Source organism: Neobacillus sp. WH10, from assembly GCF_030123405.1.
GTDB lineage: Bacteria > Bacillota > Bacilli > Bacillales > Cytobacillaceae > Neobacillus.
On the sequence record NZ_CP126110.1, the window covers coordinates 2,577,885 to 2,599,839 of the forward strand.

General features: G+C 38.7%; 22 protein-coding genes. 20 read left to right on the top strand and 2 right to left on the bottom strand.

All coding sequences use genetic code 11. From position 1 onward, the window contains the following. The 14 genes from QNH20_RS12155 (at position 1) to QNH20_RS12220 (ending at position 16,427) form a co-directional block, all read left to right on the top strand. Positions 1-609 (top strand): DUF2812 domain-containing protein, encoded by a 609-nt coding sequence (locus tag QNH20_RS12155; protein WP_283923136.1) that lies wholly within the window; start codon positions 1-3, stop codon positions 607-609. A 16-nt stretch (positions 610-625) separates the two neighbouring features. Further along, complete coding sequence (locus QNH20_RS12160) at positions 626-955, top strand: winged helix-turn-helix domain-containing protein (RefSeq protein WP_283923137.1); 330 nt, start codon at positions 626-628, stop codon at positions 953-955. A 139-nt stretch (positions 956-1,094) separates the two neighbouring features. Continuing rightward, positions 1,095-3,401, top strand: coding sequence for an RNA polymerase recycling motor HelD (helD, locus tag QNH20_RS12165; RefSeq protein WP_283923138.1), 2,307 nt, complete (start codon positions 1,095-1,097; stop codon positions 3,399-3,401). Between the two features lie 440 nt (positions 3,402-3,841). Continuing rightward, a complete protein-coding gene (locus QNH20_RS12170) occupies positions 3,842-5,188 on the top strand; it encodes a phenylacetate--CoA ligase family protein (protein WP_283923139.1) in 1,347 nt (448 codons plus the stop codon). Positions 5,189-5,555: 367 nt separating this feature from the next. Further along, positions 5,556-7,400, top strand: coding sequence for a sigma-54 interaction domain-containing protein (locus QNH20_RS12175; RefSeq protein WP_283923140.1), 1,845 nt, complete (start codon positions 5,556-5,558; stop codon positions 7,398-7,400). A 221-nt stretch (positions 7,401-7,621) separates the two neighbouring features. Beyond that, on the top strand, positions 7,622-9,070 hold the full coding sequence (locus QNH20_RS12180) for an aldehyde dehydrogenase family protein (RefSeq protein WP_283923141.1): 1,449 nt from the start codon (positions 7,622-7,624) through the stop codon (positions 9,068-9,070). A 65-nt stretch (positions 9,071-9,135) separates the two neighbouring features. After that, positions 9,136-10,224, top strand: coding sequence for a tartrate dehydrogenase (locus tag QNH20_RS12185; protein WP_283923142.1), 1,089 nt, complete (start codon positions 9,136-9,138; stop codon positions 10,222-10,224). A gap of 67 nt (positions 10,225-10,291) precedes the next feature. Beyond that, positions 10,292-11,056: an SDR family NAD(P)-dependent oxidoreductase gene (locus tag QNH20_RS12190; RefSeq protein ID WP_283923143.1), complete on the top strand. Its 765-nt coding sequence runs from the start codon at positions 10,292-10,294 to the stop codon at positions 11,054-11,056. A 26-nt stretch (positions 11,057-11,082) separates the two neighbouring features. Continuing rightward, positions 11,083-11,934 (top strand): energy-coupling factor transporter ATPase, encoded by an 852-nt coding sequence (locus QNH20_RS12195; RefSeq protein WP_283923144.1) that lies wholly within the window; start codon positions 11,083-11,085, stop codon positions 11,932-11,934. After that, on the top strand, positions 11,934-12,830 hold the full coding sequence (locus tag QNH20_RS12200) for an energy-coupling factor transporter ATPase (RefSeq protein ID WP_283923145.1): 897 nt from the start codon (positions 11,934-11,936) through the stop codon (positions 12,828-12,830). Before QNH20_RS12195 ends, QNH20_RS12200 begins: the two co-directional genes overlap by 1 nt. Continuing rightward, positions 12,814-13,656, top strand: a complete 843-nt coding sequence (locus tag QNH20_RS12205; protein ID WP_283923146.1) for an energy-coupling factor transporter transmembrane component T family protein — start codon at positions 12,814-12,816, stop codon at positions 13,654-13,656. The genes QNH20_RS12200 and QNH20_RS12205 overlap by 17 nt, the downstream gene beginning before the upstream one ends. A gap of 35 nt (positions 13,657-13,691) precedes the next feature. After that, entirely contained in the window at positions 13,692-14,243 is a 552-nt protein-coding gene (locus tag QNH20_RS12210) for an ECF transporter S component (RefSeq protein WP_283923147.1), read from the top strand. A 3-nt stretch (positions 14,244-14,246) separates the two neighbouring features. Beyond that, complete coding sequence (locus tag QNH20_RS12215; RefSeq protein ID WP_283923148.1) at positions 14,247-15,209, top strand: P1 family peptidase; 963 nt, start codon at positions 14,247-14,249, stop codon at positions 15,207-15,209. Positions 15,210-15,224: 15 nt separating this feature from the next. Beyond that, positions 15,225-16,427, top strand: a complete 1,203-nt coding sequence (locus tag QNH20_RS12220) for a M20 family metallopeptidase (RefSeq protein ID WP_283923149.1) — start codon at positions 15,225-15,227, stop codon at positions 16,425-16,427. A gap of 420 nt (positions 16,428-16,847) precedes the next feature. Here QNH20_RS12220 and QNH20_RS12225 read toward each other — a convergent pair whose 3' ends face one another. Then, a complete protein-coding gene (locus tag QNH20_RS12225) occupies positions 16,848-17,606 on the bottom strand; it encodes a DUF6022 family protein (RefSeq protein WP_283923150.1) in 759 nt (252 codons plus the stop codon). Positions 17,607-17,760: 154 nt separating this feature from the next. Between QNH20_RS12225 and QNH20_RS12230 the strand changes: the two genes are divergently transcribed. The 4 genes from QNH20_RS12230 to QNH20_RS12245 all read left to right on the top strand — a co-directional run bounded on the left by QNH20_RS12230 (position 17,761) and on the right by QNH20_RS12245 (position 20,140). Next, positions 17,761-18,228 (top strand): MarR family transcriptional regulator, encoded by a 468-nt coding sequence (locus QNH20_RS12230; protein ID WP_283923151.1) that lies wholly within the window; start codon positions 17,761-17,763, stop codon positions 18,226-18,228. A gap of 270 nt (positions 18,229-18,498) precedes the next feature. Next, entirely contained in the window at positions 18,499-18,915 is a 417-nt protein-coding gene (locus tag QNH20_RS12235) for a VOC family protein (protein ID WP_283923152.1), read from the top strand. Positions 18,916-19,332: 417 nt separating this feature from the next. Next, complete coding sequence (locus tag QNH20_RS12240; protein WP_283923402.1) at positions 19,333-19,836, top strand: DUF2716 domain-containing protein; 504 nt, start codon at positions 19,333-19,335, stop codon at positions 19,834-19,836. Between the two features lie 76 nt (positions 19,837-19,912). After that, the gene (locus QNH20_RS12245; protein WP_283923153.1) at positions 19,913-20,140 is read left to right on the top strand and encodes a hypothetical protein; all 228 of its coding nucleotides are present in this window, start codon (positions 19,913-19,915) and stop codon (positions 20,138-20,140) included. Positions 20,141-20,318: 178 nt separating this feature from the next. Here QNH20_RS12245 and QNH20_RS12250 read toward each other — a convergent pair whose 3' ends face one another. Further along, positions 20,319-20,750: a hypothetical protein gene (locus tag QNH20_RS12250; protein ID WP_283923154.1), complete on the bottom strand. Its 432-nt coding sequence runs from the start codon at positions 20,748-20,750 to the stop codon at positions 20,319-20,321. Positions 20,751-21,238: 488 nt separating this feature from the next. On the opposite strand from QNH20_RS12250, the gene QNH20_RS12255 reads away from it, so the two are divergent. Together QNH20_RS12255 and QNH20_RS12260 are read left to right on the top strand one after the other, a co-directional pair. Beyond that, positions 21,239-21,505 carry a hypothetical protein gene (locus tag QNH20_RS12255; RefSeq protein ID WP_283923155.1) on the top strand — a complete coding sequence of 89 codons (267 nt, stop codon included), beginning with the start codon at positions 21,239-21,241 and terminating at the stop codon, positions 21,503-21,505. Between the two features lie 172 nt (positions 21,506-21,677). After that, the gene (locus QNH20_RS12260) at positions 21,678-21,842 is read left to right on the top strand and encodes a hypothetical protein (RefSeq protein ID WP_283923156.1); all 165 of its coding nucleotides are present in this window, start codon (positions 21,678-21,680) and stop codon (positions 21,840-21,842) included. The last annotated feature ends 113 nt before the right edge of the window (positions 21,843-21,955 follow it).

Below are 21,955 nucleotides of genomic sequence, written 5' to 3' on the forward strand. Positions count from 1 at the left end.
ATGAGAAAATATCGTTATTTTGGAGCTTTATTAGATACACAAGAAAAATGGCTTAACAAAATGGCTAGTAACGGTTATAAGTTTATTCGTGTTGAAAAGCTCTTATATGAATTTGAAAAATGCCAGCCAAATTCATATGTATATAAAATAGACTTTGTTGCCTCAAAATCTAAGTCAAAATCAGAAGACTATAAAAGTTTTTTAGAGGGATTAGGATATAAAGTGTTTTACAAGAATATCAATTTAAATTACTCTGTTGGAAAAATTCGTGTTCGCCCTTGGGCTGAAAAGGGAGGACGTGTAGCAACCAATATGGGAGGTACTTTCAATAAAGAATTGTTAATTGTGGAGAAAAAAGCTGACGGGAAACCTTTTGAACTTCATACAGACCTTGAGGATAAAATATCCTATGCTAAGACAATTCGTAACTCATGGCTGACATTATTTGCTCTCTGTATATTCATCTTTGCATTGCAGTTTATAGATAAACCAGAAATATCTTTAGGAATTATCGTAGCACTGATAATCGCTATTTTATTACTGTTCCCTATTAGTCTATATCAAAGGCAGGTTATAAAATATACAAATGAAAAGAGAACCAACGAGTAAGATATTGTATTAAGGAATGGTCAATATTCTAGGAAAATTAACACTTACATTTAAACAGGTTGATATAAAAACATTTAAGGAACTCCTTGAATTTCTGAAAGTTGACTCTATGAATATACAGATTGAAAAACCAATGCTATATTTTGATGATTTTATCCTTAATTATGATGTAAGAACTGTTATTGGAAAAAATGGAGAGATTGCCAAATTAACCACAAAAGAAATAGAAGTGCTTTATATGTTAGCTACACATAAAGGAAGAGTGTTTACCAAAGAACAGATTTATAAATTAGTGTGGAACTATGATAATATTCCTGATTCAAAGAACCTTACCTTGGTCTACTAATGCGTTAGCCAAGTGGTGGTAATGCACCATTTTTATTTATAATGCACTGGTCTTTTAAACTTGACTAGTATCAAAGATTTAGTTTAATCTTAATTTCCCATACTTGCAAAATTGCACAGAGAGGTGACGAGTGAAGAGGATGAGTGCCAAAGATCAAGTGTCTGTCCGAGACCATAAAGACTATCAAGCAGAAGTGGAGCGCTTAGAGTTTACAAAGGAATATATCCGAACCATTTTAGAAATTTCTGAGGGAAATAAAGAATTTTTCGTTGAAAATATGAAACAATCTTTTGCCGACCTGAATTCTAAGGATAGTAGTATGAGCTATACGGATCTCCTCGCGAATGCAAGTTTTCTTGAATTAGCGGAAAGTGAACTGAAGAGGTTAGAAAGCGTGATTGGCAAACCATATTTTTCAAGGATTGATTTTACGAGCAATAGTACGAAAAAGGAAGAAGTTTTGTACATAGGCAAGGTATCATTGTTTGACCGTGTGACACAGCAGCCCATTATCGTGGATTGGAGGTCACCGATTGCCAATGTCTACTATGATGGCCGGCTGGGAGATGTGTCATATGAAGCATATGGGGAGACACAAACCGGTTACTTAGCGTTAAAGAGGCAGTATGAAATCGTCGATGGATTAATAAAAGAAATCCGAGATATCGATTTGACTACACACGATGAACTTTTGCAGAAATCTTTGACTGGTAAAGCAGACAATCGATTAACAGAAATCGTTGCGACCATTCAAAATGAGCAAAATGAAGTGATCCGGGCATCACTGAAGCACCCCATTATCGTTCAAGGAGCCGCTGGAAGCGGGAAAACAACCATCGCACTCCATAGAATATCCTACTTTCTCTATTCCTTTGGGTTTAGATTTCCTCCAGATAAATTAATGATTCTCGCACCCAACCGACTGTTTATTGATTATATATCTGCCGTCTTACCTGAACTAGGGGTCAACAAGATTAATCAAACCACCTATATCGATTTTATGAGAAGCTGCCTGGGGCAGAAAATAAAACTATTTTCACCAAATTCCAAGCTGATGAAGCTCCTTGAAGATAACGGAACAAATAAATCGATTCAATGGGTTTCCAGCTATAAAGGTTCACTCGAATTTAAGGAAGTAATCAATCGATATATAAATGAATTGGAATATAATCTTGCCCCACAAGAGGATTTTGTCGTGGAAAATTCTGTTCTGATGAAGGGGCATAAGCTCAAAAAACTATTTTTAAAAGAATATACGTACTTACCAATCTATAAAAGGATTGGAAAAATAAAAAACCTATTAGAAGATGATTTGAAAAAGAAGAAATCGCTGATGTTATCGAACCTTAACAAGAAGTATGAAGAAGCACTGGAGAAGGCCCTTTATAACACGAAGATGAAAGCAGATAAAAGAAAGCAAAAAGTAGTTTCCTTAATGGAGATGAAGGAAAAAAGAAAAAAGAGGGTGGAGCAAGAGGCAAAGGTCGCGGTAAAAAAATATATGGATGCATTTGTCATGAAAGATATTTTCACCTTGTATAAGGAACTAATGACTTCTCCTGAAAGGATCAAAGAGCATTCCACAACGCTTACTGAGAAAGAATGTAAGATTCTAAGTAAATATTGTTTGCGGATCTTTAATCGAGGTGCATACGAACTTGAGGATTTAGCTCCGATCTTTTATATGAAGGCAAAAATGGAGGGGATCGAGGAAAAATATAAAATGCGCAGTATTTTCATCGATGAAGCGCAGGATTACAGTTATTTTCAATTTGCCGCATTAAAAGAAGGCTTTAATACTGACTTGTTTACCATTGTGGGAGATTTAGCACAAGGAATTCATTCCTATCGCGGCTTGAATAGTTGGGCACCGGTATTGAAAGATATCTTCCCTAATGCGAATTATCAATCCTTACAAAAAAGCTATCGAACGACCGTTGAGATAATGAATTTGGCAAACGATATTCTTCAGTTGATCGACCAAGACTTGCCAAAGGTCGAACCAGTTATTCGACATGGCCAAAAACCACACTTTAAAACGATTGATCCTAAGAATCTGGAACAGGTAAGGGTGGAGCTGGAACAAGATACTGCCTCACTCATAGAGGAAGAGCTTCACTCCATTGCCATCATTGGACGTACCGACAGAGAATGCCAAAGAATTAATCAGATCCTAGAAAATAGCCATCTTCCGATTCAATTATTAGAGGAAAAGCAAGAGATGAAGAAGGGACATATCGTGATCCTACCTTCTTATTTATCGAAAGGGCTGGAGTTTGATTCCGTTATGATTGTATGCTTGGAAGAACGATACTCAAAGGTAGATCTGGATATCAAATTGTTGTACGTGTCCATGACAAGACCCATGCATCGATTGTATTTATACGGAAGAGGCCCATCAGATTTTTTATTACATCATGCGGACGATTTACATTTCGATACATAAAGGGAGGTATCGTCCATTCTCAGAAAAAGCAGGAATCTGAGCTTGCCATAGCTCAGGTACCTGCTTTTTTTCCTATTCACTATCGATAAATAAAAGTGAATAAACATTATTGATATTAATGATTTTCGGGTCCTTTGTGTTGGAATTATCACTAAACTTCGTGGCGTGGCCGGTGCTCAAATTTTGACTTTGGGCGATGTCAATAAAGAAGAAGGATCACCGCACCCGTATGATAGTGGAATCAACATCGATTTTTTTATGTATCAGTTTGAAAGTAGAGTAGCTCGATGGACTATTCAATTAATTAAACATGTGTTAAAAAACTAACTCCTTTTTTAAAATATAAACATTGATTTAACAACGCGTGCATAATATTAAACATAATTTGGTTGATCTTTCTTTTTAATCTATTTTGTCAAAATACTTTTACGAGGGGGAAAATGATGATCACAAATACGTATAAAAAATATTGGAATGAGGAAAGAGAAACATTGCATCCAAAGAAAAGAGAGGCAATTATTTTAGCAAGAATTAAAGAGCAATTAGAATATGTCTACAATAACCTCCCTTTTTATCGAAAACATTATGATCGCCACCATTTTAATCCCTCAGATGTCAAAACACTTGAAGATTTCACTACGAAGGTACCCATTATTACCAAAAAAATGCTTGTAGAGGACCAAAAAGAACACCCAATTTTCGGCAGTTATACTGGTCAATTTGAACCTGAAGAAATCGCAAGAATTCAAGGATCCAGCGGTACCTCCGGGATACCGACACTTTATCAAATAAGTAATAAGGACTGGGAAAGAGCATCTGAACTACATGCCATGGCCTTGTGGTCTACGGGCTTAAGACCTCATGATACGATGCAAATCAGTTTTCCATTCTCTCTTTTCTTTGGCGGCTGGGGTATTCTACAAGGTGCCGAACGGATTGGGTCTACAGTCTTTCCATTGGGAGCAATTGACTCAGACAGGCATTTAGAAATGATTGAGAGAATTAAACCTTCCACGTTTGTCGCTACACCGTCATATTTTTTGCATCTTATGAACAAATCTAGGGAAAAGCAGATAGATTTATCGAAAAGTTCAGTAGTTAGACTCATTTCCGCGGGAGAAGCTGGCGCTTCCTTGCCTAGTACAAAGGAACTATTGTCAACAGGATGGGGAGCAAGTTTATTTGATACAGGGTCCACTTCGGAAATGTATCCATTCATGACAAGTACATCCTGTGAGGCCCAAGCAGGGGTCCACCTTTATCAAGATGAAGTTTTTACTGAAATTGTAAGTGCTGAAGACTCAAATACACCGATCCCAATGGGAGAAAGAGGAGCCGTCGTATACACACACCTCTGGAGAAAATCACAGCCAATGATTCGATTTTGGCCTGGTGACGAAAGCTTCATGACAAACGAACCATGTTCCTGTGGCCGTTCATATCCGCGACTTCCACATGGAATTCTAGGGAGATTAGACGACATGTTAATAATCAGGGGTGCAAACATTTACCCAAGTGCGATTGAAAATTGTGTTCGCTCCTTGATGTGGAGTGGTGCTGAATATCAGATTATCGTGGACAAAAAGGGTGCCTTGGATGAAATGACCGTAAATATTGAATACCAAAACGGATATAACAACAGTCAGTTAGATGCTTTTAAAAAGGAGGCAGAAGAATTGTTTAAGAGTAAGCTTGGAGTACGTGTTGGCGTTAATCTATATAAGCAGGGTATCCTGCCTGAAACAGTATTCAAAGCCCGTAGAGTGATTGATAATCGTAAAATATAAATTGGAAAATGGTTTGCTTTTTCAAAATGCTTTTTTTCCTATTCACGATCGATGAATAAAAGTAAATAAACATATAATAATGCTAACGATAAGAATTGATGAATTTCGTTAAAAAGAGGGGACTCGGAGTCTCCTCTTTTTCTGCTATTCAAATCCTTTGGCTGTCTCAATTATATCCTCTTTACTGATGCCTCGTTATGAGCATGCCGACTTGGGGATTTGACCCTTTTTGCCAAAAACTAATCAGAACGTTTACAGATAGGAAAATACATTTTAATATAAAAATAGAATATTTTAAAAATATAGAAAATAATAGATTTATAATTAAGTCTATCTTATTTACTATTCATTGTTCTGGAGTGATACCATGATAGCTCTTTTTAAAATGAATGATTTATATGAAGACCAAATTAATAATTTATTAAATGATTTGGGATACCCAACTGCAAGTTTTTATTCAATTAATTCAATATTAGATCAGATCATGAATCCAATGGTTATTATTACACCAGCCGTTTTTCAGAAAGAATTAGAGGGGCTTTCTTTCCCTATTATCCCTATCCCAATAACTATAGGAGAGATAAAAAAGACTATAAAGGTATTGTTTGAAAACCCTGAACAAAGAGAGTATTCGTTTATAACATCAAAGGAAGAAATAGAGTGGCTGCGTAAAGAAAACGGGGAACATGCTGCGAATGATGAGATTCAAATCTCATTATTAACAGAAAAACAATCTGCTGCACTAAAGCCTAGTCATGTTTATCTTGCTCCAATATGGATGAAAGGCTTAATTTCTAACCTAGGGATTAAAAATTTACATTTTATTAAGCCTGCTTTCACTTCTTTGATACCTTTTTTACAGATAGCGGGATCATTAGTGAACTTAATAGAGGAAATTTTAAATGAAAGGTATCAAGTGGATGCAATAGTCAATTCAACACATGATGGAGTTATTGCGATTGACAGAACAGGAAATATTAGATTGGTAAATGAACAAGCAAAAACGATCTTAGGTGTAAAAGAGGAAATGAAGGGAAGAAACATTACAGAGTTCATCCCACAATCGGATATGTTAAGAGTATTAGAAGCCGGGAGAATCGAAAGAGGCGATATTGCTACTGTAGGAGGCCGTCAAATCGTTATCAATAGATCTCCTGTCATCGTCAAAGGAAAAATTGTCGGTGCCGTATCAAATTTTAAAGAAATTACAGATATTCAAAAAGTAGAACTACAACTTCGCAAAAAGCTTCATCAAAATGGCTTGGAGGCAAAGTATCGATTAAGTGATATTATTGGGGAAACACATGAAATAATGGAGGCTAAAGAACTGGGAAGGAAATTTGCTGAAACGGAATCAACTGTTTTAATAACCGGTGAATCTGGAACAGGTAAAGAATTATTTGCTCAAGGTATTCATTCCGCAAGTCATCGATCACTTGGTCCCTTTGTAGCTGTGAACTGCGCGGTACTGCCGGAAAATCTTCTCGAAAGTGAAATGTTTGGATATGAGAAAGGCACATTTACAGGTGCTCTAAAAGATGGAAAGCCGGGCTTATTTGAACTTGCTCACGGAGGTACGCTATTTTTAGATGAAATTGGTGAGCTCCCTTTACGAATTCAAGCTCTATTGTTAAGAGTACTTCAGGAAAGAACCATTAGGCGTGTTGGCGGAGAGCGAATCATACCTGTGGATGTTCGAATCATTACAGCAACGAATCGAAATTTAGAGGAGGAGGTTGAAGAGAAACAATTCCGATCTGACTTATATTATCGACTAAATGTACTAGCTCTGGAATTGCCGCCTCTCCGCCGGCGTTTTGCAGATATACCTAAACTGGTAGAAGCTTTTCTAGAGGAGTTTAATGATAAAAGAAAAAATAAAATAATCACAGTTGAACAGGAATTAATTTGTTTATTTCAGAAGTACGACTGGCCTGGGAATATTCGTGAATTAAGGAATACAATTGAACGGATGGTGGTCCTTGAAGAGAGTAAGAGTTTAAGGCTTCAAGGGGCAAAATTTCTTTCTGAAAAAATAAGGAGAAGGAAGTTCTCAGAAGAAACGACAATAAATCAAAGTATAAAAAATAAGGAAAAAGAACTCATCCTCACAACTTTGCAAAAATTTGAAAATAATAAAAAGTTAGCGGCTCAATCACTTGGAATAGACCGATCCACCCTTTGGAGAAAAATCAAAGAATATGAATTATGATGTTTCAAATTGCAATACAATGTTGCAGTTTAAAACATCGTTTTTAAAAACAGGGATTTTTATCTCTGTTTTTGTTTTATATTTCAGACTTTTCTAAATTTTCAATCCTGGCACAAAAATTGCAAACATATAGTTAGATTGATTTTTAAAATGTAAAAAGTAGGTTTGAGAACTTTCGAGGTTTTAAAAGTATCATAACCATAGCACAATGGGGGTTAACAATGGAGAAAATGTATATAAATGGTCAATGGGTAAAGTCCGTTTCAGGGGAGTTTTTTTCATCATATAATCCTGCAAATCATGAAGTAATTGGAAGGGTTCCGAGGGGAAATAAGGAAGATGTAGATCTAGCTGTAGCAGCGGCGAAAAATAAATTTGAATCAACTGAATGGCAATCATTAAAACCTAGTATAAGAGGAAATGCACTTAATGAAGTGGCACGAAAAGTGCGTGAAAGGTCTGAGGAACTTGCCATAATCGAGACTTTAGATACAGGGAAACCCCTATCACAGGCCAGAAGTGATGTAGAAAGCAGTGCCCGCTATTTTGAGTATTATGCAGGTGTTGCAGATAAAATGTTTGGAGAAACAATCCCAGTAGCACCAAATGTTATTGATTATACGGTACGTGAACCTATGGGAGTTTGTGCACAAATTATCCCTTGGAATTATCCACTTCAGATCACTTCAAGGGGTGTGGCAGCTGCCATTGCGGTTGGAAATACGGTCGTAGTGAAACCGGCTGAAGATACCCCTCTGTCGGCATTAAAGTTAGCAGAAATATTTTCTGAGATAGAAGTCCTGAAAGGCGCTCTACAAGTTGTAACAGGATACGGTGCAGAAGCAGGAGCAGCACTGGTGAATCACCCTGATGTAAATCATATCACTTTTACTGGTTCAGTTAACACTGGCACAAGCGTTATGATTTCTGCGGCTAAAAATATTGTTCCTGTAACACTTGAGCTGGGAGGGAAGTCCCCACATATTGTTTTTCCTGATTGTGATCTAGAAGAAACAGTTTCATGGGTTACACGTTCGATTATTCAGAATGCAGGTCAAACTTGTTCAGCCGGTTCTAGATTGTTAGTTCACTCTCAAATGAAAGATGAATTGATTGAGAAATTAACCGAGAGAATGAAAAAAATTAAAATCGGCCCGGGGATAAATGGCTGCGAACTTGGCCCAATCATTTCAAAAAGGCAGTTTGATCGAATACTAGCGATGGTTGAAAGAGCCAAAGAGCAAGGTGCACGTGTCATCATTGGCGGAAAGCAAGCAAGGGTGGAAGGCGCTGAAGAAGGATATTATTTTGAACCAACGATTATTGAAAGCGTTTCCCTGTCAAGTGAAATTGCTCAGGAAGAAGTTTTTGGCCCCGTATTGACGGTTTTTGAATTCGAAACGGAAGAGGAAGCTATAACTCTAGCAAATGGAACCTCCTATGGTCTCGTAACAGGGATTTGGACAAATGATTTATCACGGGCACACAGAATTGCGAGCAAAGTGAAAAGCGGACAGGTCTTTATCAATGACTATGGAGCAGCTGGCGGGGTCGAACTTCCTTTTGGCGGGTACAAAAAAAGCGGTATTGGCCGTGAAAAAGGGGTCGAAGCACTAAGGAATTATACTCAATTAAAAAATATCGCGATAAAAATAAAAAGTGCTGAATAAATGTAAATCCCCTTTAAGAAAATCAAGTTCGAATATAGAAAAGATCAATGAAAGGAGTGATCAATTTGCAACACTTTTCAATTGCTTTAATTCCGGGGGATGGAATTGGCCCAGAAGTGATGAATGAGGCGATAAAGGTATTAAAAAAAGCGGAAGAGATACATGGCGGTTTAACTTTTTCCTGTGAATCTTTTGATTGGGGTTGTGATTATTATCTTCAAAATGGAAGAATGATGCCCGAGACTGGGTTAGATCTATTAAAAGATTTTGACGTAATTCTATTTGGTGCCGTTGGTGCAAAATCTGTACCTGATCACATATCGGTTTGGGAGCTAATCCTGCCCATTCGCCGGAAATTTCAACAGTATGTGAATTTGCGGCCAATTAAACTCCTACAAGGAATAGAAAGTCCCTTGAGGTATAAAAACCATAAGGACCTTGACTTTGTTGTCATTAGGGAAAATACCGAAGGGGAGTATTCTAATATGGGCGGTCGCGTTCATGAAGGAACCCCCTATGAACTAGCTGTTCAAAATAATATTTTTACAAGATACGGTTCTGAAAGAATTTTAAACTATGCTTTTTCATTGGCAGAAAAAAGGGCGAAGAAAAACCTTATAGTGGCAACAAAATCAAATGCTATTAACTTTACCATGCCTTTTTGGGATGAAATGGTTAAAGAAATAGGCAATAGTTATCCTGATGTACAAACACAACTCTACCATATAGATGCTCTTGCTGCTTATTTTATTTCCAAACCAGAGACATTTGATGTCGTTGTGGGAAGTAATTTGTTTGGTGATATTCTAACAGATTTAGGTGCAGCTATAGTTGGTGGATTAGGGTTGGCTCCATCTGGAAACATCAATCCTGAGCGCATCTATCCCTCTATGTTTGAACCGATCCATGGTTCTGCTCCCGACATTGCGGGAAAAGGGATTGCCAATCCAATCGCCTCAATTTGGAGCGTCAGTCTCATGATGAACCATCTTGGGCTCGATAATGTTGGGAAATTAATCCTGGATTCCATTGAAGGGGTATTGGTGGATGGAAAAATAAGAACACCGGATATGGGAGGCACTTCCACGACCACTGAAATGGGAGACGCAATCGTTTCAAAAATGGTTCAGCTAAGTCTTAGCCCGAAAATGTAAAGTGGACCACATTTTTTGGAGTTAAAAATAGTGTATTCAAGCTTAAAATCATGGGGGTGACGAATCTATGAGTCTATTAAACGGAAAGACAGCCATTGTAACAGGAGCAGGATCGGGGATGGGGAAAGCGATTGCTCAGGCTTTCGCTAATGAAGGGGCTAATGTAACGTTTGCTGATTTAAATTATGAGTCTGCAAAAACAGCTGCAAGTTCAGCCGGTCTAAATCGAGTACAGGCCATTAAAGCCGATGTAACGAATGATACAGATGTTGCCAACCTTGTGAATCAAACATTGGAAGCATATCACGGATTAGATATTGTCATTAATTGTGCCGGTGTTCCACAATCCTTCACAGCTATTGAAGAATTAACCTTGGAACAATGGGATTTAATTATGAACGTGAATACAAAATCCATCTTTTTAACCTCTAAGTACGCTGTTCCGATCATGAAGCAACAAAAGAGCGGAAGTATTGTTAATATTGCTTCCATTGCTGGTATCAGAGCGAGACCCGGGTTAAACGCGTATTGTGCATCAAAAGGGGCAGCCATCATGCTGACCAAAGCATTAGCGCTTGAGTTAGCACCTTTTAATATTAGAGTAAATGCCATCAATCCTGGCCCGGCAGATACACCGATGATTGGAAAATTCCTTGTTGGGAATGAGCAGCAAAAAGAAGAGGGAATGAAAAAGATCTTTCAAGATAGTGTTCCATTGGGAAGATTAATTCAACCAGACGATATTGCCCAAGGCGCACTTTATTTAGCCTCCGATTTGGCTAAGATGGTGACCGGTGAGATCCTAAATATTGATGGAGGACGTGGGATATAAAGCAAAACAATCGAGAGGAGTCCAAAATGGAACCCATTATTCGCTTAGAAAATGTAGAGTTTTCCTACAAAATAAATGAAAAAACAAAAGTATCCGTTCTTAAGAATATCTCCTTTTCAATCTTTCCTGGAGAATATGTGGCCATAATTGGTCACAATGGTTCAGGAAAATCTACCTTATCTAAACACCTTAACGGGATTTTAACCCCGGACAACGGGGATGTCTGGGTTCACGGGCATAACACAAAGGACGTGAAAAAGAAACGGGATATTCGTCGATCGGTTGGCACAGTCTTTCAACATCCAGATAACCAAATTGTTGCGACGATCGTGGAGGAAGATGTAGCATTTGGACTTGAGAATATTGGTGTCCCAAGAGAAGAAATGAAGAAAAGAGTGGATGAAGCTTTAAACGTTGTCAAAATGTCTCAGTTTCGTCATAGACCTCCACATCATCTATCTGGGGGGCAGAAACAGAGAGTCGCGATTGCTGGTGTGCTGGCAATGCAGCCGGATTGCATTGTTTTTGATGAAGCTACAAGTATGCTAGACAGTTTTGGGCGAAAAGAAGTTCTTCAGGTTATGAGAAAAATGAACAATTTAGGGATGACGATTATTACGGTTACCCACCACATGTCAGAAGCAGCGGAAGCTGACAGGATTATCGTCATCGAGGGTGGCCAAATTGTCATGGACGATTCGCCGCGTGAAATTTTTAAATATAAACAGGAATTAGAGAATCTTCAATTAGAAGTACCTTCTGTGAGCCAAATGGCCGAAGTAATTCATAGCCAGTTTAGCGATTTTTCAAAGGACGTAATCCAAGAAGAAGAGTTTATTGATGAAGTGAAAAAATTCTCCAAAGAGGAGGTGGGATAATGCCGAAGAGGTCGATCATCGAAATAGAAGACCTCTCACATACGTATATGAGAGGTACCCCAATGGAGCATGTTGCCTTAAAAGGAACCAACCTTTATGTAGAAGAAGGAGAATGTATTGCCATTATCGGCCATACGGGGTCGGGAAAGTCAACTTTAATCCAGCACTTCAATGGACTGATGCGTCCGGAATCCGGGAAGGTAATGATTGAAGGAGAAGACTTATCAAAGAAAAAGGTAGATTTAAGAACACTGAGGCAGAAGGTGGGAATTGTTTTTCAAAACCCGGAGGATCAAATTTTTGAAAAAATCATTGGCGATGATATTGCCTATGGACCATTCAAATTAGGTCTTCCACTAAAGGAGGTGAGAGAGCGCGTTAAATGGGCGATGTCGGTTGTTGGTTTAGATTTTGAAGAAATGAAGGACAGACAGACCTTTGCATTAAGCGGTGGACAAAAACGGAAGGTGGCCTTAGCGGGGATCCTTGCATTAAAACCAAAGATTTTAGTACTTGATGAACCGACAGCGGGTTTGGACCCAAGGTCAAGGAAGGAATTGCTTGATAAAATTAAACGGTTAAACAAGGAAGAAAAATTAACCGTCGTTTTTGTGTCACACAATATGGAAGAGGTCGCCATGCTAGCTGACCGTGTCTATGTAATGGCAGATGGTACCGACGTGTTAACAGGCACCCCGAAAGAAATTTTTACGGATAAAGAAAAACTGCAGCGTTATCAAATAGGGACCCCTGAAACGGTAAAAGTTCTTTATCGATTAAGCGATCTTGGATACCAAGTAAAAACGGATGCCTTTTCCATCATTGAAGCAGCTGATGAGGTTATGAAGGTTCTTACCGGTACGAAGGAGGGCTCGCAGCATGTCCAGCGAATTTGAAATATCCCGTAATATTACAATTGGGCAGTACGTTCCTACGGACTCGTTTATTCATCGTGTAGATCCGAGAATAAAGCTTCTGTCTTTTGTCATTCTCGTTATTGCGATTGCTTTTAATACGAGTTATATCGGAAATGCCATCGGTCTAGTCTTATCTCTTTATTTATTCTGGGCATCCAAAATCCCAATCAGCTATGGGTTATCAGGTGTGAAGCCAGCTATTCCATTTATTGTCATCTTAGCAATCTTGCAGCTGCTTTTTCAAGGCCAGCTCTTTTCAGATGGTAGAGTATATGTTGATTATGGCTTTATTTTAATCACTAGTGAAAGTATTCGATTGGTTGTTGTTTCAGCTGTTCGATTTATTGAAATTATCTTCTTAAGCAGTGTTCTCACCTTATCTACTTCCACCACAGAACTAACACATTCCATACAAAGCTTACTGAGTCCGTTAAAGAAAATTCATTTTCCGGTCCACGAAATCTCGCTGATTACAACCATTGCGATTCGATTCGTTCCAACCTTCGCCATCGAGATGGAAAAGATGATGAAAGCACAAGCTTCAAGGGGAGCCGATTTTGGTACAGGCGGCTGGTGGAGAATTATTCAAAGAACGAAAGAAATGTTTCCTATTATTATTCCGTTATTTAATATCGCATTGTCTAGGGCTGAGGATCTAATTCTTGCAATGGAATCTCGCTGCTATACACCAGGTGGCGACAGGAGTTCCTTTTCCGTGTATCAAGCATTAGCAAAGGATTATCTTGTTTTATTGCTGGGACTTTTATTCGCTTTACTACTGCTTTTTTATCCGTTTCCTTTTTAATGTTAAAAAACTAAAAACAAAAGGGGAGAAATGATATGAAAAAGGGATTAACAGTTCGTGATATTGTTATTGCTGGTGTGCTGGGGGCGATCGCGATTCTTTTAGGGGTAACACGGTTGGGCTATATTCCTGTTCCAACAGCAGCAGGGAATGCCACCATCATGCACATTCCCGCAATTATTGGAGGAATTATGCAGGGACCGGTCGTCGGCCTAATTGTTGGTGCCATATTTGGGATATCTTCCTTCCTAAACGCAACAGTCCCCCTTTTTAAAGATCCATTAGTCGCCATTTTACCACGCTTATTCATCGGTGTAGTGGCATGGCTTATATATGCTGGACTCCGACGCAAAAGTGAATACTTTGCAGTTGGAGCTGCCGCATTTATCGGGACATTAGCAAATACGGTACTTGTGTTAACAATGGCTGTCATCCGCCATTATTTAACTCCAGGAGTAGCCTGGACAGTAGGAATAACAAACGGAATCCCTGAAGCAATTGTTGGTACGGTTGTTACGTTAGCGGTTGTTTTAGCTTGGAAACAGATTGGCAAGAGTCAAAAATCAAAGATTTCAAAGGATGTTTAAGGAATGTATGATCAAATCACGGATGTACCAGGTGTAAAAGTAGGAAATAAAGAAAATCAACAGGCACTGACCGGCTGTACAGCCATCCTATTTGAAGGTGGTGCGGTAGCGGGGGTGGACGTAAGAGGCTCTGCTCCCGGAACCCGGGAAACGGATCTTTTGAATCCAATAAATCTAGTCGAAAAAGTACATGCCATCTGTTTAAGCGGCGGCAGTGCATTTGGCCTAGATGCAGCCTCAGGTATAATGAAATTTTTAGAGGAGCAGGAAATCGGCTTAGATGTGGGTGTCGCTAAGGTTCCCATAGTTCCAGCGGCGGTGTTGTTTGATCTTCCGATTGGCGATCCAAAGGTTCGACCAGATATACAAATGGGTTATGAAGCAGCAAATGCGGCAACAGCTGAGAAGTTTAGCACTGGAAATTTTGGGGCAGGCTGTGGAGCTACTGCTGGTAAATTAGCCGGTCTCGGTTTCTGTATGAAGGGCGGTCTCGGAAGTGCATCGCTCACCTTAGAAAATGGTGTTGTGATTGGTGCGATTGTTGCTGTCAATCCAGTCGGGGATGTCCGCGAGCCTTCCACTGGGGAAATTTTAGCAGGGCCTTTTAAGAATGGGATTATTCTTGATAGTATCAAGCTTCTCGAACAAAACTACCAAGCCACTATTCCTGCAGGTTCTAATACTACCATTGGCGTGATTGCGGTGAATGCCGACTTAACGAAGGCGGAGGCAACGAAGGTCGCACAAATGGCTCAGGACGGGTATGCAAGAACGATTTTTCCAGCTCATACCATGTTTGATGGTGACACCATCTTTGCCGTTGCCACCGGAGGGGAAAGGATCCCTGTAGATGTCATTGGCGGGCTGGCAGCAAAGGTCATGGAGAGGGCGATCATCAATGCGGTTAAATCCGCTGATAGTGCTGGAGGAATTATCGCCCATAAAGATTTACCAAAAAATCAATAAAACGGAGGGTTATAGTTGGCTGTATATAATGATGTGGATGATCAGGAAGTTGTAAATTTAACTCAAGCACTCGTTCGGATTCCTAGTGTGTACCGCCCGCTAGACCCGAAGGCAAATGAAAGCAGAACGGCACAATATGTATATGATTATCTAAAGGGCTTAGGGCTCGAGGTATACATCGAAGAAGTCGTCAAGGGGCGGCCGAATGTAATTGGTATTCTTGATTCGGGCAGACCTGGGAAAACGATTCTTTTTGAGGGGCATACCGATGTTGTGACAGAGGGGGACAGGGATGCCTGGAGCTATGATCCTTTTGGGGCCGTTATTGAGGGCGGCAGAATGTTTGGCAGAGGAACGAACGACACAAAAGGAAATCTATCAGCTGCGATTGCGGCGGTCCATGCGATTAAAAGAAGTAATGTGAAATGGAATGGAAAAATTATTTTGTGTGTCCCTTGCGATGAGGAAGGCATGATGATCGGGATAAAACATTTCATAAAACGTGGCTGGGCACAAGGAGTGGACGGGGCCATCATCTGCGAACCGGAGGAAAATCAAATTTGTATCACGCAAAAAGGGGCAATAAGAGCGGTAATTCGTACCTACGGAAAAATGGCTCATGGTGCCATGCCGCTTGCTGGAATCAATCCAAATACAAGAATGGCGCAGATTATTTGTGAACTAATGGCACTCGAGGATAAAGAAAAACAACGAGTCGGCCAACACCAATATTTAGGTTTGCCTAGCATTACGCCAACGATTATTTTAGGACCCGAAAAAGGTGAGCCGCAAATTAATGTCATTCCGGACCAATGTTATAGTACCCTTGATATTCGTACAGTTCCTGGACAAAACCACGACCAGCTTCGGGTTGATATGGAGAATATTTTTACGCGGTTAGGTTCCTTGGATCCAGATTTTAAGGCTTCCCTAGAAGTGATTGAAAGCCGCCCGTGGACAGAAACGAGTTTGGACGATCCAATTGTCAGGGCTAGTGTGGAATCATTCCGTTCAGTTGCCAGAAAGGAACCAATATATAATGGCGTACCTGGTGCCACAGACGGCACATTCCTTCACCTGGCTGGGATTCCAATTGTCACGACAGGAGCGGGGGACCGTCATATACCTCATCAAATCAATGAATATATTGATCTAGCAGAATTAATCGAAGCATCAAGGATTTATGCACAAACTGCGATGCTGTTTTTGAATGAGTAACGGCTTGATTTTCGAAGGGATCCGGGTCAGACCCTCAACGTGCTAATGCTTTAGCACACTGGGGGTCTGCCCCTTTTTAACAAACAAGGGGTAGCGTCAAGACTTTTACTTAAAAAAGGATTGACAGGGATTAAAGCTTTTTGGGGTAAAGTGTACGTAAATATAAAATATAAGCGAACCCTTAAGATACCCATACGTCAAGGAGTAGAAGATATCGAGGGGGTTAGCTACAATTTTAGGTAGAAACAGTAACCGTGTGATCAACTGCAATCTGCTTACCGAAATGACTTTCGCAGTTTTCCTACGAGCAAGAATCTGCTAAGCGCTCGTTTTTAAAGATTAAAGTAACAAACAGAGTCATTTAATTCCCATGGTCCTACACCTTGGAAGGCACGTAACTACAGTGCTTACTTTTAATTTCTACTCTCTTCCGAAAACAGGACGTTTAAAGAACGCAACTAGACGTCCCTGATAAGGAACAACTGACGTTAGTTCCCAGTTATTATGTCCCCAAAGAGAAAGAGCATGGTCAAGCATCCCCTCGCTCATTTCGGGGTTATCGATTTCAAGATAATCTCCCAATCCGACCTCAACACTGTATTCCCAACATTGCTCCTTTTGTTCGTCATTGTCGATTTTTTCTGTTAAAAATGTACCAGTGAATTCGTTATATTTGGTGATACGGGTGGAAGCATGGGAAAGCGCCTCGACGATCTCGCTTTTTTCCGTTTTCTCAAGTGCTATGATATCGGGTGAACGGGGTATACGAAACTGCGTATGATCGTGAAAGACACGGGTGACCAAGCTCCCTATTGGAGTGCCATCGGCTTGTTTGCAAATATGCCACATGCACCGTTCCCGTTCTTCCGGCGGCCCCCAATACTCCACGGAAGAAGCTAAATGATCAGACTCCAAGACAAACCCTTCACGCTCAATTTCTTCGATCAAAGGCCCGAACAACTTACGTCCGAAGATTCCATAGGCAAATTCTCCTGACTTATCAAATGCATCCTGAAACTCCGATTGATATTCTTGCAATACGGATTTCCAATTATTCCGAGTATATTGCTTCATGTAATTTGCAAGCGTATGAATAGTAATCCCTTTATTTTGCGAAAGAACTTCTTTCAGTGAATTCATTGAAAAAACACCTCTCAATTTATTTTTTCTCCCACTCATAAAAGACATCCGCGTCTAACGATTGCTAATAATGTGCATATGCATTGAACTATTGCTGTAGTTTTTGAATATATTATGGTTAATAAGAACCTTATCTCGTTTACTAAATATCTTATCTCGTGAGATATATAATTTATATGCGGAGGTTTTCAAAATGTTAAAAAAAAATTTATCCAGGGAACAATTATTAGAATTATTTAATGAGGAATTGAGGAACTTCAGCACGGAAACCATCATGTTCCATCAAAACGTGGCTGAAAGACTGGGCTTGAATTCGACAGATCACAAATGTCTGGATATTATATTGCGGAACTATCCGATGACTGCTGGCAAGCTGGCCGAAATGACTGGATTTACGACAGGAACTGTTACTGGCGTGATTGACAGGCTTGAAAAAGCTAGTTATGTGTATAGGGATAAAGATCCGAATGACCGCAGGAGGGTCATCATTAATGTACATCTTCAAAAAGTGGAGAAAGAGATTCTCCCTCTCTTTGCTTCTTTTAGCCAATCTATGAGAGAACTATTCGAAAAATATAATGATCAGGAGATTAAATTTCTGTTTGAATTTGTAGCCCGCAGTCGAGCTATACTTCACGAAGAGTCAAAGAAAGTAAGATAAAGTGGAAATCATTCAAGCGGTATCCTTACAGTTGAAGTTGGAGTAGGCATGCTGTGCATTTGGAAAGACAAGTGGGTAATCTGAAATAGCCAATAACGATCTGCCACAATCGGGCGTAATTCTGCAGCAAGAATTACACTCTTTCCTTTATGTTAAAGGCCAATTTCTTGAATAAGAGAAGGTATTATTCGTAAGTAAATCGAAGTTGATCAGAAGATGTTATTTAGTTTAGCATCGGGACGTACTATCCATATTAAGGAGGAAATCGATATGAGCGACATACAGACATTGCGAGGACTCACCACAGTCAGTTTTTGGACAGATGATCTAGCAGCGGCAAAGAAATGGTACACTGAGCTATTGGGCATCGAACCATATTTCGAACGTCCTGGATATGCCGAGTTTCGCCTCGGCGACTACCAGCACGAGTTGGGCTTGATTGATAGCCGCTACGCGCCCGATGGTTCAGCGACCGGTCCGGCCGGTGCAGTAGTGTACTGGCACGTGGACGATATAACAGCAACTTTCAAGAAGCTTCTGTCTATGGGAGCGAAAGAGTACGAGGCACCCAAAGAGCGTGGAGAGGGGTTCATCACTGCTTCCGTGGTCGATCCCTTTGGGAACATCTTAGGCATTATGTACAATCAGCACTATTTGGAGGTTCTGGGTTCGACAAGAAATGCGTGACCCTCGCCGTCGTCATTCACCGTTCACCGAGGTTTGGCAAGTTGCACTGTGGGGCGTAGCAATTATCTGTGCAGTGCAGCTGTCTTGATTTATGTTATGCTTACCTCAACTGTTCGGTATTCAACTACTATTCTAGAGACAAATAGCACAAGAAAAGTGAAAAGGTGAAAGGGGCTTCGAGAGGTAATATTAGTAAAGGCCTATTCCAGAATAGGGCACAATTCTGAAGTAAGAATTGTGCTCTTTCTCTATGTTAAGGGCCAGATTGTTGAGGAACGTATTCAATAAAGAATGGATATATATGTTGAAATATAGAGTAAAGATTGCGAAGTTTTCACTTAAACTAACTGGCAGTTTAGGAAGTAGAAATGGTATAATTATCCTTATATAGAAGCAGTGTTTGGAGGGGGAATTAACATTTCTAATTGGATTGAACTTACACAATCTGAAGAAAAAACCGTATGGAAAAAGGTATTTAACGAATTTCAATTCAAACCAAGCATTTTTAAGTTTCCGTCATTTATTGTACCAAGCCCATTCATCACATATGATATTTCACCTTATGGAAATTGGTCAGGAAATATATATGAATATGAAGAGATTTATAAAGACCTTGAGGACAAGTCATTGTTTGCTTTTCAGGAAATAACGAATGATAATGAATATTTTTATGCTTTAGATTGGCAACATCATTGTTATTGGGTCAATCCCTTTTTAGAGTTTCCTAGAGACGAATTTAATGAGTGGATAATACCTATTTTCCCTGATGGGGATTATTACTTCTTTCTACAAAAGGATTTCAATTGGGGATTTTTAGGTCATCCCTGGGAAAAAACCATTACTGTATTCGGTAAGGAACTAATCCAAGCATTTAAAAAAAACAAACCTAGAATGTTTAATACTATTTTACGGATTGGTTAATCTTTTGCTTATTCAACGGGTGCTTTAGTTGGACAAAGAGTTGCGGTTAAATACGTTTATAGGGGAGTTTAGAATTATGCTGAATCTTGTTAAAGAAATATACTCACCAAGTAAGGCATATAAAGTTGAAATTAATAAACGTTTGAGGGACGGGCTATTAGAAATTGACGTTTATTTTTGGGATAGTGAATGGGAAACTTGGCTACAAAAGTCTACTGGCTATTCACTTACTGACAACCTAAATAGTGGAATGGCAATTGCTAAGGAAAAACTGAAGGTTTATTCAGGCGAGATAATTGAATAGAATGGTGTTGTGAACCAACTCACTTAAGAACGGGTGCAAGAGTTTATGAAGGATCGTAAATGCTGCTAACGGGTTCTCTTTTCGGAGGGAAAACTTGTTTTCATTATTGAATTCACATTAAAATCACCGTTAAATTAACACCCTAAATCAAACAAAAAGAGCAGGTCATACCTGCTCTTTAGTCATTCAACAAAATATCTTTTAGTGTTTGGGCATCTTCTTTTTCTAATGTTCCTAAAGCATTCTTTTCTCTGTCAATAATCGTTACTGATGCATCACCTTGATTGAACCAGATAAAATATTCAAATAATCTTTCTGGCATATTTTTATCAAAGTTGAAGAATAAAGTGGCTTTCACATCTTCTTTTCGAGCCATTTTAGCTTTTACGTTCTGTTCCCACTCAATTTTTGCAAATACTTCTCTTAAAGTTTTAATCTTTTCTTCCTCTGAAATTATTATTTCATTGTCACTGTGTTCATCTGCGAATATTTGAATGTCAACTCTAGTTAGTTGATTTAAATCAAACTCTTTAGGGACTTCATTTGAACATCCAATAAGAGTTATTAGGAATATAGTAAATATAGATAAATTCATAAGTATTTTTTTCATTTAAGAACCCCTGATAATTTCACTCTTTTAAATATTCGACAATTACCATTTAAACCCTTTTCAATTAAGCTCCTTTATTTAAATGTCATAGATTTAGCATTCATTATCGCTATATAAATAACACTATTATCAGCAAAGACAATAGTTATTGTCCGATGTTATTTTGTGTGCTAATTTTCTGCTATTATCATAATAATTTTAACTAAAACCTTATTTTAACAATAAAAAAGACATACCTATAAATTGTTATTTAGTCTGTCATTTCACTATTTAATTTGTAGTTTTCTCTCCCAAAGGAGAACCCGTTAAAATGCTGCAGTCCTTTTTTCTTATTGAAGTAAATGGCAGGTTAGTGGAATAAGGAATCCATTTTTAAAATCTTCCGATAAAACCAAAATTTACAAATATCCCCTAAAGTAATACATTATAATGTAATTAATGGAAATAAGGGTGCATTAATGTAAATAGCGTATCAATGGGGGATGGATATGTTTTTCTTTAATAAAGAAGAAGTTTATATTGGATATTCAATGGAGGAATTTTCAAAGGTAAGAGGGATTTTAAAAAGTAAGGGCATTAAATATACCTATAAAGTTATTGACCGTTCAACACAATGGAGAGGAAGTGGGACAACTAGGGGGAACTTTGGAAGTATTGGAATGAACAAGAATTACGAAAAACAATATGTTGTTTCTGTTAAGAAAAAAGACGCAGAGAATGCAAAATATTTTATTCATAGCATTTTACATTCATAAATCTTATTGCACTAACTTGTGCTTGAGTTGAAGAACGGAGCTGTCATTGAGGCAGCTTTTCTTTTTTCACAAATTTGGCTGGTTGAGAGGAAGTTATTCATATTAAGTATAGAGAATTAATAAAATGATAAGTAACTAATTGGTTACTTTAGCCGAGTAGAAAGGGGATTATATGAATAAAACAACCTTTTACTTTTGGATGGGTGTAATTGCTTTAATCTCTGTTTTTACAGGAGAAATTGTAACTTTTATGATGCTTTTCTTAATTCTAGTTACTTTAAAAGAAATAAATCAAATCTTAATGAAATTTTATGATGATTGGAAAGACAAGAACTAACGTTAAAATATATTCATCATTTTTTTTATTCAACTAACGTGGTGCGATACTTCAAGAAGAAGGTCGCCTTTTTTTCTACAAGAAAGATTTTGAAATGTTGTACTTAAACTATC